The 13241-nt window shown below is 52.2% G+C and carries 8 protein-coding genes; 2 read left to right on the top strand and 6 right to left on the bottom strand.

Features of this window, described 5'->3' with window-relative positions; translation table 11 throughout:
* Positions 1-16: 16 nt before the first annotated feature.
* Positions 17-1024 (bottom strand): N(4)-(beta-N-acetylglucosaminyl)-L-asparaginase, encoded by a 1008-nt coding sequence (locus AB1L42_RS09005; protein ID WP_367053521.1) that lies wholly within the window; start codon positions 1022-1024, stop codon positions 17-19.
* 299 nt (positions 1025-1323) lie between these two features.
* Between AB1L42_RS09005 and AB1L42_RS09010 the strand changes: the two genes are divergently transcribed.
* On the top strand, positions 1324-3045 hold the full coding sequence (locus tag AB1L42_RS09010) for an acyltransferase family protein (protein ID WP_367053523.1): 1722 nt from the start codon (positions 1324-1326) through the stop codon (positions 3043-3045).
* Between the two features lie 71 nt (positions 3046-3116).
* Here the strand turns inward: AB1L42_RS09010 and metH are convergent, their stop codons facing one another.
* The 3 genes from metH to AB1L42_RS09025 all read right to left on the bottom strand — a co-directional run bounded on the left by metH (position 3117) and on the right by AB1L42_RS09025 (position 9147).
* A complete protein-coding gene (gene metH, locus AB1L42_RS09015) occupies positions 3117-6806 on the bottom strand; it encodes a methionine synthase (RefSeq protein WP_367053525.1) in 3690 nt (1229 codons plus the stop codon).
* Positions 6807-7173: 367 nt separating this feature from the next.
* Positions 7174-8451, bottom strand: a complete 1278-nt coding sequence (locus AB1L42_RS09020; protein ID WP_367053527.1) for an adenylosuccinate synthase — start codon at positions 8449-8451, stop codon at positions 7174-7176.
* A 285-nt stretch (positions 8452-8736) separates the two neighbouring features.
* A complete protein-coding gene (locus tag AB1L42_RS09025; protein WP_367053529.1) occupies positions 8737-9147 on the bottom strand; it encodes a Dabb family protein in 411 nt (136 codons plus the stop codon).
* A 264-nt stretch (positions 9148-9411) separates the two neighbouring features.
* On the opposite strand from AB1L42_RS09025, the gene AB1L42_RS09030 reads away from it, so the two are divergent.
* Positions 9412-10401: a fatty acid desaturase gene (locus AB1L42_RS09030; protein ID WP_367053531.1), complete on the top strand. Its 990-nt coding sequence runs from the start codon at positions 9412-9414 to the stop codon at positions 10399-10401.
* A 267-nt stretch (positions 10402-10668) separates the two neighbouring features.
* On the opposite strand, the gene AB1L42_RS09035 is transcribed toward AB1L42_RS09030, so the two are convergent.
* Together AB1L42_RS09035 and AB1L42_RS09040 are read right to left on the bottom strand one after the other, a co-directional pair.
* Positions 10669-11784 carry a glycosyltransferase family protein gene (locus AB1L42_RS09035; RefSeq protein ID WP_367053533.1) on the bottom strand — a complete coding sequence of 372 codons (1116 nt, stop codon included), beginning with the start codon at positions 11782-11784 and terminating at the stop codon, positions 10669-10671.
* 206 nt (positions 11785-11990) lie between these two features.
* Positions 11991-12884 (bottom strand): UDP-2,3-diacylglucosamine diphosphatase, encoded by an 894-nt coding sequence (locus tag AB1L42_RS09040; protein ID WP_367053535.1) that lies wholly within the window; start codon positions 12882-12884, stop codon positions 11991-11993.
* Positions 12885-13241 lie beyond the last annotated feature (357 nt).

The raw sequence follows: 13241 nt of genomic DNA on the forward strand, positions 1-13241 counted from the left end.
TGGAACCGAGTTCGCATTACGGTTTCGCGTAGAGGAATTCGCAGTCTTCGTACCGCGTCCCTTGTGAGTCTGTCACAGCGAATTGGGTTGGTCCCCACATGGAAACGCCTGCGTACTCGCCAGATTTGGCGAGTACGTAGAATTTCAAACCGAAGTTAGGGCGTCCATCGTCACCCAGCAAGTAGGGTTCGCCGACGTGGTTGGCAATGCGTTTCATGGCTTCCAACCCAGCTTCAGCAGGGCTGAGGCCAGATCGCATCAGTTCGACGACTGCAAACGACGAGCAGTTCCGGACATTCTCTTCTCCTCGTCCTGTGCTTCCACAACTTCCGATTTCATTGTCGACATACAGTCCCGCCCCCGGAATGGCGGAGTCTCCGACGCGTCCGGGGAGTTTGAAAGCGAGTCCACTCGTGGTGGTGACGCACGAGAGATCTCCGCTCCCATCGATGCATGAGCAATGGATCGTTCCGGTGGGGCGATCAACAACCTCGCTGCGTTGATACGCATTGTGTGTGCTTTCCGTCCCGGGCTTCATCTTCGCAAAGAACTTCTGAACTTCAGGAGCCAGAGTCTCCCACGGCGGAGGAACCCAGTCCTCGCGTGTTGAGTTCGTCTGTTTCCAATACAGCCAGATTTGACGGGCAGTTTCTGTCAGCAAATTCTCCTCTGGGAACCCGTTCGCCCTTGCGAACTCGGCAGCCCCGTCGCCGACAAGAAGTGCGTGCTTCGTCTGTTCCAGAACTAACTTCGCCAGACGAACTGCATGCCGATAGCCCTTGAGCCCTGCGACTCCTCCAACTCGATGCGTTGGTCCGTGCATGGCAGCAGCGTCGAGTTCAACTTCACCGTTGCAGTTGGGAAGCCCACCGTAACCAACGGTCATATCTGCTGGATCATCCTCAACAAGAGTCACCCCTTCGACGACTGCCGACAGCCCGTCCGATCCAGAGACGAGAGCGTGGTAAGCGTGGCGGGTTGCTTCGAGGCCGTTTTTCGACGAGATCACAGTGATTTCTGACATCGATCTTCCAAATGTTGTGGAAAGCTGAAACCATTCGAACAGGAAACAGGTTGTGTTTTCGTCGAGTTCCCCAACAAATTGCAAATCAGTGTGAACTTTTTGAGTCTGTTGACGTTCTCGACCATTGATGAGCTGACGTCACGACAGCAAGAGATGTTCTCGATCTATCACAATTGCCAATGTGATTTTCGAGATTCTGAAATCCGGCACGCTATCGTGAAACGACTTCCGGGCTTCAATTCAAACTTTCATTCGGCGTCGAGTTCCTCTCGCGTTTTCCCCTCTTCGAAAAATTCAAGATGAATTCAGATAATCGCCTCTCAATTTCGCGACGTCATGACCTCGATGCACTCCGCGCGTTTGCGATGCTGTTGGGGATTGCTTTGCATGCGGCGCTGTCATTCACGCCGCTTCCTTGGCCAGTTCAAGATGAGAACCAAAGCCCGATGTTTGGTCTCTTCATGAGCCTCGTTCACGGATTTCGAATGCCGCTCTTCTTTGTGATGAGCGGTTTTTTTACGGCCATGCTGTGGAGAAAGCGAGGACTGAAAGCCTTGCTGCAACATCGCTTTAAGCGGATTTTTCTTCCGTTACTTTTAGGATTGGCGACGATCATTCCACTCACGAATGTCATCATGATCTGGGCAATTTACTCCGGAGCGAACGCAGCTGTACAAGAGGCTCCGAGCGACTTCGCGAATGCGGATCTCTGGACGTTGATCAGGTTCGGGCAGCATGAAGAACTCGCGAGAAGGGAGTTTTCGCAAGATGAAATCAATCAATTGCATCGAGAGTCGGGAAGCAGCCCGCTGGCCTATGCGGCGTTATTTGAAGATCCAGAGACCGTTCAAACGCTGTTAAATTTGGGAGCAGATCCGTCCCTGAAATCGCGAGACGGGAATACAGCCCTCCACTCAGCGGCGTTTCTCGGACGCAGCGAAGTCTTGAAGGTACTTTTGAATGCAGGTGCTGATCCGACCATTCTCAACGCGCAACGTCAACGACCGATGGAATCAGCTCGAGTTGACTGGGGAACGACGCAGTTCATCGCTGGGATGATTCAGGTTCCCATCGAACAGACAAGTGTCGAAGCGGGGCGGCAGGAAGTGCTCGCACTCCTTGAATCACCAGCGCTGACAGAAAATCAGGCTAACGCCCCTCCGGTAGCGACCGTTGCGAGTGGTCAGTTCCAACTCGGACAGTTCCTTCAGACTTTGATGGGGATGCATCTCTTTCACCATCTGTGGTTCCTGTGGTTTTTGTGCTGGCTCGTCGTTGCCTTCGCAGTCTATGCGATGCTCGCCGATCGAATCGGTTGGAAAGGAATCCACGGTCCCTGGATTCTTTCCCCTCTTCGCTATTTGTGGCTGATCCCGATCACCATGATTCCCCAGTGGGAAATGGGCAGAGCTTTCCCGACATTTGGCCCGGACACCTCGACAGGTCTGATTCCTTACCCGCATGTCCTGTTGTATTACGGTGTGTTCTTCGCGTTCGGTGCTCTCTACTTCGATTCAGACGACGAAACCGGAAGAGTTGGCAAATACTGGTGGATTTCGATTCCGGTGGCGATCTTTATGGTCTTCCCCGTCGGATTGGTCTTCGCATTCGGATCGAGCGAATTCAGCCCACAGCTTGGCGAGACAGCAACGCGACTGATCTCAGCATCGCTTCAGGTCACCTATGCCTGGTTGCTCACGTTCGGCTTGATGGGAGTCTTTCGCCGGTTTGTGAATGCTGAGAACCCGACGATTCGTTACCTCTCAGACTCTTCATACTGGTTGTATCTGGCACATCTTCCGCTGATTTTTGTCGCACAGATTCTAGTGAGAGACTGGTCGGCTCCAGCGTTAGTGAAGTTCATTCTGATCAATGTTGTTGTCACAGCAATTCTGTTGCTCAGCTACGACAAACTCGTTCGATACTCCTGGCTGGGAAGACTTCTCAATGGACCGAGAACTCGCCCAGTTAGAGTGGCCGCTGGACCGACTGATGCTCAGATCGGTGTCGAGTCCGCCTGACGCGCGTCGGAATTCTTGCACTCGTCGAGGCAGTTCATTCTCGACGAGTACATGGATTCTGTGAATATGCCTTACGGGGTGTATCCGAGATTCGGAGACAGCCACCTTTCGGTCTGCTCCAGCGTCATTCCGGATCGCTTTGCGTAGTCGGTGACCTGATCCTTTGTCACGCGGTCGACACTGAAGTACCGCGATTCAGGATGTGCAAAGTACAGCCCGCTCACTGATGCCGCTGGGAACATCGCAAAGGACTCAGTCAGCTGAATTCCAGTCGCCTTCTCGGCATCGAGCAACTTCCACAATCGTTCTTTCGGAGTGTGGTCAGGGCAAGCTGGGTATCCGAAAGCTGGTCGAATTCCTCGATACTTCTCTGCTATAAGGTCATCGTTCGTCAGAGAATCAGCTTGGTCGTATCCCCACTCAATTCTCGATTTCATGTGGAGATACTCTGCGAAGGCTTCTGCGAGTCGGTCTGCAATCGCCTTTGTCATGATGGAGTTGTAGTCATCATGTTCGGCCAGGAATTCAGCCACCAGTTCATCGCAGCCATGTCCAGTAGTGACAGCGAATGCCCCGATAAAGTCACGTCGACCGGACTCAAGTGGAGCGATGTAATCTGTCAGTGATCGGAAATCCTTCTGTCCTTTTCTCTCCCATTGTTGTCGAAGCATCGGGAAGATCGCGATCGGATCGCTCTTACGTTCTAGATCGTTTTGACCAAAGACATAGATGTCTTCGCCGATACTGTTTGCTGGCCAGAATCCGTAGATTCCACGAGCGGTCAGTCGCTTTTCGGTGATAATACGATCGAGCAACTTGTTGGCGTCAGCGAAGATCTTTCGAGCCTCTTCACCAACATGTTCATCGTCGAAAATCTTGGGGTATTTGCCGCGGAGTTCCCATGTGCTGAAGAACGGCGACCAGTCGATGAATTCGCGAAGTTCTTCGAGGCTCTGATTCTCGATTTGTCGACTCCCGAGGAATCCTGGTTCGGGAATATCGACGCTCTTCCAGTCGGTTGCGAACCGTCGCTGGCAGGCATCGTTGTATGAAACGAGATTTCGATCCTGTCGCTTATTGAACTCTGACCGATCTTTTTCCTGCTTTTCCATATTCTTTGTGATAAACGCCTCTCGACGGTCGTCATCGAGCAAAGACTCAACAACCGGAACAGAGAGAGATGCATCCACGACGTGCACAGTCGGTGAATCATAATTCGGAGCGATCTTGACCGCCGTGTGGCGAGCAGACGTTGTCGCGCCACCGATCAGCAGCGGAACTTGAAAGCCAGTCCGGTTCATCTCTTTGGCGACAATGATCATCTCTTCAAGCGATGGCGTAATGAGCCCCGACAGCCCAATGATGTCCGCGTTCTTTTCCTGTGCGACCTCCAGGATTTTCTCGCAGGCAACCATGACACCGAGGTCAATCACATCGAAGTTGTTGCAACGCAGAACCACACCCACGATATTCTTCCCAATGTCGTGGACGTCCCCTTTGACAGTTGCCAACACAACGACTCCGCGACCGGGAGCGTTTTCAAGACCGGCTTCGCGTTTCTCCTGCTCCATGTATGGTTCAAGATACGCGACCGATTTCTTCATCACGCGGGCGGACTTCACCACTTGCGGCAGGAACATTTTGCCTGTTCCGAACAACTCTCCGACGACATTCATACCGTCCATCAAAGGACCCTGAATGACGTTCAGCGGTCGTCCGTATTTCTGCCGGGCTTCTTCTGTATCTTCGACGATGAAGTCGGTGATTCCCTTGAGAAGCGAATATTTCAAACGCTCTTCAACGGTGTTCTCCCGCCATGCGAGGGCACTTGCGTCGGACTGTTTGCCTCGCGATGAGTTCTTGATTTCCTCAGCGTATTCAATGAGTCGATCGGTCGCTTCCGGATGACGATTGAATAGAACGTCTTCAATTAGTTCGCGAAGCTTCGGTTCAATCTCATCGTAGACTTCAAGCTGCCCAGCGTTCACGATTCCCATATCGAGACCGGCAGCGATCGCGTGATAGAGGAAGCATGCATTCATCGCTTCACGGACAACATCGTTCCCTCGGAATGAAAACGAAACGTTACTCACACCTCCGGACGTCTTCGCCCCCGGGCATTCCTGCTTGATCCGTCGAATGGCATCGAAGAACTCAACAGCGTAGTTGTTATGCTCTTCCATTCCCGTCGCGACGGTGAGGATGTTCGGATCGAAAACGATGTCTTCTGGCGGGAACCCAGCTTTCTCTGTGAGCAGTTGATAGGCTCGCTTGCAGATCGCCACCTTGTGATCCGCTGTGACAGCCTGACCTTCTTCGTCAAAGGCCATCACAACAGCAGCGGCTCCGTATCGGCGTACGATTTGCGCCTGCTCGAGAAACTTCTCTTCACCCTCTTTGAGGCTGATGGAGTTGACGATTCCCTTGCCCTGAACACATTTGAGTCCTGCCTCAATGACCTTCCAGTTCGAGGAGTCGATCATGATCGGCACGGAGAGACTGTCGTCCGAGAGAAGCCACAGAAACTTCTCCATGTAAGCGACAGAATCGAGGAGCCCCTCGTCCATGTTGACATCGACGATATTCGCTCCGCCCTCAACTTGACCGTGAGCAATACTCAAAGCTTCATCGAATTTCTCTTCCCGAATCAATCGAGCGAACTTCCGTGAACCGGTCACATTCGTCCGCTCCCCGACCATGCAGAAATTCGAGCTTTCCGTCAGTTCGAATCGTTCGAGACCGGAGTAGCTTGAGACAGCTTTCCGGCCGGGTCGAGTGCGTGGTTTCGTACTGTCAACGTGTTTGGCGATTTGCCGAATGAACTCCGGCGTTGTTCCACAACATCCGCCGACAATACCGACCCATTTGTTTTGTGCCATCTCTCCAATGACGGCAGCGACTTCTTCCGGATTCGAGTCGAACCCACCCATGCCGTCTGGCATTCCGGCGTTGGGATAGCAGGAGACGTGGCAGTCGGCGACACGAGAGAGTGCTTCGACATACGGGCGAATCTGTTTCGGTCCCAGTGCACAGTTCAGGCCGACGCTAAACAGCGGAAAGTGTGAGACTGATGTGTAGAACGCTTCCACTGTCTGGGCGGTCATCGAGCGACCACCTTCGAAAATCGTACACGACGACATGACCGGCAAGCGAACGTTCTTCTCACGGAAGACCTGATCGATAGCAACCAGTGCCGCTTTCATGTTCAGCGTGTCGAAGGATGTTTCCGGGAGGAGAATATCAACTCCTCCATCGATCAAACCTCGCACCTGTTCTGCATACGAAGCTGCCATCTGATCGAATTTGACAGGACGAGCTCCAGGCTCATCGGCATTCATCGACAACTGGCGATTCGTTGGACCGATACTCCCTGCGACGAAGCGAGGTTTGTCAGGAGTTTTCTTTGTGTAATCGTCTGCTGCGCGTCGAGCAAGTTCCGCAGCTGTCTTGTTGATTTCGTAAGTCAGATCCGACAGTTTGTATTCTTCGAGAGTGATGATGCTCGCGGTGAACGTATCGGTTTCGATGATGTCCGAACCCGCTTCGAGATAGTCTCGGTGAATTTGTTCAATGAGTTGAGGCTGGGTGAGGACGAGAATGTCCGCCGCGTTTCGCAAGTCGACGGGATGGTTCTTGAACCGTTCTCCTCGGTAGTCCTCTTCCTGAGGATTGTTCGAAAAAATCAATGCTCCCATCGATCCATCGAGAAGAAGAACTCGCTCTTCAAGAATCTGATTTAGCTGGTCTTCGGTCGAATTCATTGAGTGCTCAAGAAAATTTGTAGGCTTGACCCTAAAGAGAGGAAGAGTCGCCCAGGGGTTCGCGTCTGACGATGCTCTTGTCCCAACTCCAAGTCGAGATCTGAGAGAGCATCAAGTCTTATTCTATCCCACCGAGTCAATAGAATGATGGGATTCGACAGGCACCCGCGGTTTTTTCGCGGATGAGAAACGCAATTCTAACAAGAAATCAACTGAGAAACAGGGGCGAACCGACAAGATCAGGCGAGCCGTCGAATCCGCCACAGCTGTTGCAGTCAGTGCGTACGAGCCAATCCACTTGATGTGACTGGCGGATGTAAAGATGACCCCAAACACTTGAAGTCATGTTTGTGTTGATGTCATCAAGCTACAAAATGACTGTTTGCTCACGGTCAGGACCGATCGAGACGAATCCAACTTTCGATTCGAGAAGTTCAGAAACACAGTCGATGTAGGCTCTGGCTTCGGCGGGGAAGTCTTCGAGTCGACGCACGCCAGTGATGTCCGTTTTCCAACCGGGCAGGGTTCGGTAAATCGGCTTGGCTTTCGCGAGGTCGTCGAGTTGGCTTGGGAAATCAGTCGTTCGCTCGCCATCGATCTCGTAAGCTTCGCAAATTTTGACTTCGTCCAGCTTGCTCAAAACGTCAAGCAACATGACGGCGATACAATCGATCCCCGACACGCGAGCTCCATGAGCGGTGGCGACGGCATCGAACCATCCACATCGACGCGGACGGCCCGTGACGGTGCCGTATTCGTTGCCTTCGTCACGAATGTGCTGTCCAGTCTCGTCTTCCAACTCTGTCGGGCATGGACCTCCACCGACACGTGTTGTGTAAGCTTTGACCACTCCGATCACGCGATCAATGCGCCGACTCGGAACGCCGCTGCCAGCTTGAATTCCACAGCCTGAACTGTTGGAAGAGGTGACATACGGAAATGTCCCGTGATCGATGTCCAGAAGACTCCCTTGAGCGCCTTCAAATAACATCGACTTGCCTTCTCGGAGTGCTCGATGCAGATAGGACGTAGTGTCGATCACTCGATCTTTGAGGATGTCCGCATAGCCCATGTACTCGTCGAAGATTTCATCGACAGGCGGTAATTCGGCTTTGGCATCCATCGCGTTGATCAACAACTTCTTCGTTTCGTAGACGTCATTGAGTCGTTCGCGGAACAAGTCCTTGCGGAGCAAGTCCCCCATCCGGATCGCGTGCGTTCTGCCGTACTTGTCACGATAGCAAGTACCGATTCCTCGCATCGTTGTTCCGATGGCTTTGTCGCCGCGATGAGATTCGAGGACCGCTTCTTCAACCATGTGATACGGGAAGATAACGTGAGCTTTGTCGCTGATCAGGAGATTTCCCGGATCAACTCCCTGCTTCACGATTGAGTCGAGTTCGCTCAGGAGCGCCTTGGGATTGATCACGACACCATTGGCGATCACCGAGGTCACGCCGGGGCGAAGAATGCCCGCTGGCAACAGCGACAGTTTATAAGTCTGCCCGCCAAACATCACAGTATGGCCAGCGTTATTTCCTCCCAGATATCGCACAACAACTTCGTGCTGGTCTGTCAGAAGATCGACAATTTTTCCTTTGGCCTCGTCTCCCCATTGGAGACCAACTACTGCTGTGACTGACATCTGAATTCCCAAAGTTCCCAAAAATCAAACTGTCCCAATTCGCAATCGACCAGCGACAAGTCATTGGAGTCTTAGAGGCTCTGATCGACCCGCATCGGCGGTCGAGTCAGAACGGTTTAGAGATTCCATCTGCGAACGTCTTTTCGTGGAGTCCAGTATCGTGAAGACAACACGAAACGAGACAGATTTTCACTGCGCAATGAAAATCCGTCAGTGGAGACTGACGGATCCTGCGCCAAACATGTCGAGTTTAGCATCGCGATGGGCCAATGAAACCCGCACGAATCAATTTGTCGCCCAATAATCCACAACAGTTACGTCGTCGAGAATGGGTAGGAGGATCTTGACGAATTCCTGATGGGCAGGATGGGGAAGATATGCGTCTCGGTCTGCTTCGCTTTTGAACGACACCAGGAAGCAGTGAGTGTGACCTTTATCGTGTCCTTCAGGGCTGTTGTTCGTTCCCCATTCGTAGTCCTGAATCTCAGAGATCTTCTCGGGAAGCTTTCCGAATTCCTCCACGACTTTCGAAATCTGCTCTTTGGTCGCATCGTCCTTGAATTTGAACAGGACAACGTGCCGCAGCACGGTTTTTTCGTTCTCTTCCGCACTCACATTCTGCTCCTGACCACGTGTCAGAATCATGCACGCAGCGAAGAGTGCCAGGATTCCAACGCCTTGAAAGACGACTTTCATCTGATTTTCTCCATTTCAAAAACGTGATTTCGACTCGAATTTGTGCTGAAAACAGCTTCGCAGAGAAGTTTGCGATTCGTAGCAAAGGTCTTTTCAGTAATGGGTTACGTTTTGTTGACATTTCTTTGACACTTGTCGGCGCAACTTTGACTGAAGTTTCGCCACCGTCTGACACAACAACCCCGAATATTCTGATACAACCCCGCTCAATGCCCGGTGACCGGGTGTTTTGACCTTACATCAATGAACTGGATTGAATCGCAGATGTCAACACTCATCGATCAACCTGATGTTCTCGAAGATATCGACCAGCCATCCGTCAATGAAGAAGGATTGGTTTCCGTCGACGCTGATCAGGATACCAAAGACCAAGAGATGAGCGAATCAGCTATCGCTCGTCAGGAACTCCTGTCTTACTTCGAGCCACGACAACTCACCTGGAAAAACCTGGATCCGGTCGTTGCGACATGGATGACAGGCATGCATCTCGGAGCACTGGCCGCCCCGTTCTTCTTCACTTGGGAAGCAGTCGCTGTTGCTGTCGTCCTGCACTGGCTGACATGCAGCATCGGAATCTGCCTAGCTTACCACCGTTGCCTGTCACACCGATCTCTGAAACTGAAGTGGCCTGCCAAAGTGGTCGCGACATTTTTCGGAGTGATCGCTGGTGAAGGTGGACCGATTCGTTGGAGCGGAACTCACCGCGTTCACCACGGCCATTCTGATAACCCCGGCGATCCACACTCCCCACTTGATGGCCCTTGGTGGGCACATCTCTGGTGGATGATGCTTAAGAATCCAAAACGCAAAGATGAGCTCCTGCAGAAGTACTATGTTCCGGATCTCATGAAAGACAAAACAATGGTCTTTTTCGAGCGAACATTCGCGTTGTGGCTTTGGGCGACTGGCTTGACTCTGCTGTACGTTGGTGGCCTGCCGATGCTGCTGTGGGGGATGTGTGTGCGAATGGTTTTCGCTTACCACAGCACCTGGTTCGTCAACTCAGCGACACATCTCTGGGGATACCGGAACTACGAAACAACTGATCAGTCACGTAATCTCTGGTGGGTTGCGATTCTCGCTTACGGCGAAGGCTGGCACAACAATCACCACGCACACCCAAGGCTCGCACGAGCTGGACACAAGTGGTGGGAACTTGATCCAACATGGTGGGCGATTTCGCTCCTGAGAAAAATCGGTCAAGCGACCGATGTCGACGACCGAATTCCCGCCGAATCATCCGCACAGGCGTAAGCTGCGAACGTCGCCACTCATTGCGACAACTGACTCTCGAAACAAGAACGACCACGCTATTCAGCGTGGTCGTTTCATTTTGTGCACAGCTCGGCGACGAACTTATCAGATGTCTTTTCGCTCACTCGCTCAGGAGGATTTCGGAAGAACGTCCGTCGGCTCTTTTTAGACAAGAACACTCGAAGCGAGAGAGTTCAGGTGGTCAGAGGCACGTTATCTCGCTAAAGACTAACGCCTACTTGCAGAGGGCGACCTCTTGGGAATTGCTCAAACTCCAGCTACAGCGAGCTGCTGAGAAAAGATCGGAGTCCGTTTCGGAGTCGGAAGGAAGTGATCAATGACCTGCATCGTACGCGTATTTCCGTTGAGAGCTTCGCGAGGGATGTTGCATTGAAACTGACTCAGTGATTCGAGGAACTCTCTCATTACGTTCTCGCCGAACTCAGAATAGCCCACCCAGGTTCCTCCGCCCGACTGTTCAAGGTACCGGGCGTTAATTTCCTGCTCGAAATTCTTCGCTTCCGGAAAGACCAGCACTGGCTTTTTCAGGAAGAGTGCTTCTCCAACGAGTTGGTTCCCCGCACTGGAGACCAATGCTTTACATGTCCGCAGGTCTTCCAGAAACCCAGAGTTACTGATCGGACAGAATTCGATCGATCCCAAGCGGGGGCGTTCCCCGAGGCCATAGACCTTCACTCGCGATCCGCAATTCGCGAGGGAGTCGAGCATTTTCTCCGTTGCAAATCGCCGTAAGTAAGCAACGACGTGATCGTGTTTCTCGGGAACAGCATTGACGACTTGATCTCTCAGCAGAACACCGGTCTGAACGGTATCCCGATACCGCTCTTTTAAAGGCGGAAAATAGAATGAAGAGACGACCATTTTCGCAGGATCGCGGTAGTACTGTCCCACCACCTTCGACATTAACCAGGCTTTGGTGCGCAACGATCTCGGCAGCGAATGAAAGTCACTGACGACCAAGAAGTGCTGGTGGTTCACGCTGATCCAGGGCACGCCCGCGAGTTTTGCTGCCCGAGGCAAAGCCGGTTCGAAATCTGTAATCGCCAGGTCAGGTTCGATCTGATCCAATCGGTTCTGCAAGCGAGAGACGAGTAGCGGAAGCCCTCGGACGTATTCGATCGTTCCCAGAGTTGTACCAGCGAAGTCGACTCGTTCGTTTCGATAGTGAAAGACGAGACCGGGAATCTCTTCAACGAAGACCCGTTCTGAATCCTGATAGACTTCCGAGAGAAGCTCATACGCGACAGCCGGAGCAAAGACATAGACGCGATGCCCACGTTTTACGAGCTGGTCGATGATCGTCTTTGAACGCGTGGCATGACCTCGTCCTTCTCCTGCCAGACTGTAAACAACTTTGGCCACGATCGACGCTCCATTCAATCTGTTGAATCCGCACCATTCTGAAGATCAACACTGACGTTGAACTTGAGGTGATTCGGGCTTCAATTCCGGGGCTGGAAAAGCAGTTTTCGTTGTGACTTGCAGTCCTCTGGCGTTGTCCGCTCAGAATCACGGTCTGTGTTTTCGTGCGATACGGCTCGAAGTACTTCTGCCATTCTGCCAAGACGTCAACTCTGCGTTGCCGTTGAAGCGGCTCGTGTTCCGCTTGGAACGGGTCTTGGCCTCAAGACGAGTGGTCGCTGTGTCGCGGTGGAAGCGATGTCAGTCGAGAGATGTTCAGATCGGCTGCTAGGACCGTATTTCAGTTCGAGGGTTCCATCGTGGTGTTCCAGCAATGCGGTACAGTTCTCAACCCAGTCACCTGTGTTGCAGTACGTGAGTCCGTCAATCTCCGTTTTCACAGGCGTATGAATGTGTCCACAGATCACGCCTTCACAGCCCATTTTTTTCGCGTGGTCGGCAATTTTCTGTTCGAACTCACTGATGTATTTAACGACTGATTTCACGCTGCGTTTCACACGCGCACTGAATGAGTATTCGCCAAAGAGCTGCTGATTGACGAGAAAACTCCACGCCTGATTCAGTGTCAGGAGCCCTTCATATACCCAGGAAGAGACAACTGAGACCCATTTCGCAGACTGTTCAATGCGATCGAAGCGGTCGCCGTGAATCACCAGGAACTTCTTTTCATCAATTGTTTGGTGAACAAATTCCTCAGCGAATTCGACCATCTGAAAGCGTGAGAGTTGGTTTCGCAGCTCTTGATTTCGCAGGAAATCATCGTGATTCCCGACGGCATAGCGAATTACTGTTCCCTGGGATGCAAGATCCATGAGCCGCAGCAGCACCTCGGACAACTCGGGAGCCCATCTCCATTTTCGCCTGAGGCTTCGACCGTCAATGATGTCTCCGATGAGGTAGAGATATTGCGGTCGGTAGTCGGAGAGAAAGTCGAGAAGCTTCTTTGCTTGCGAGTGGCGGCATCCGAGATGGATATCGCTGAGAAACATCGCACGCACCGACGTGTCGGTCCGAGAGAGATTGACCTCATCGTGTCTCATGACTCTTCCCTGAGTGTGCGAAGTATTGCTGGCAAAACATCCACCCAACTTGAGTGATGGTTGAACTTCGATAAGACCTACCGTGAGTGTTTGAGTTCACGGCAACTCCTTTCGCCAACATAAGAGAAGTGTCGCACAAGAGTTTTTAATTCTGTGAAAGATTGAATGAACTCGGTGCGAATTCGAGTCCTACACACAATGCTTGAAATGACCGCTGCACCAAAGACGCAAGAAGTCATGAACGAACTGTGAACGAAGCGCTAGGAAAGACCGGTTCCCAAGTGTCACAGAGTCCACTCTGACGCGTATGTTGCGGTGAAAGCGGTTTGGTCTCGCGTTATTCAACAGCAGCAAGAG

This window comes from Thalassoglobus sp. JC818 (assembly GCF_040717535.1).
GTDB lineage: Bacteria > Planctomycetota > Planctomycetia > Planctomycetales > Planctomycetaceae > Thalassoglobus.

Excerpts from the sequence above, each read along its gene's own strand:
- AB1L42_RS09005 (WP_367053521.1), bottom strand. The coding sequence starts at position 1,024 with ATGTCAGAAATCACTGTGATCTCGTCGAAAAACGGCCTCGAAGCAACC.
- AB1L42_RS09010 (WP_367053523.1), top strand. The coding sequence starts at position 1,324 with ATGAATTCAGATAATCGCCTCTCAATTTCGCGACGTCATGACCTCGAT.
- metH (WP_367053525.1), bottom strand. The coding sequence starts at position 6,806 with ATGAATTCGACCGAAGACCAGCTAAATCAGATTCTTGAAGAGCGAGTT.
- AB1L42_RS09020 (WP_367053527.1), bottom strand. The coding sequence starts at position 8,451 with ATGTCAGTCACAGCAGTAGTTGGTCTCCAATGGGGAGACGAGGCCAAA.
- AB1L42_RS09025 (WP_367053529.1), bottom strand. The coding sequence starts at position 9,147 with ATGAAAGTCGTCTTTCAAGGCGTTGGAATCCTGGCACTCTTCGCTGCG.
- AB1L42_RS09030 (WP_367053531.1), top strand. The coding sequence starts at position 9,412 with ATGTCAACACTCATCGATCAACCTGATGTTCTCGAAGATATCGACCAG.
- AB1L42_RS09040 (WP_367053535.1), bottom strand. The coding sequence starts at position 12,884 with ATGAGACACGATGAGGTCAATCTCTCTCGGACCGACACGTCGGTGCGT.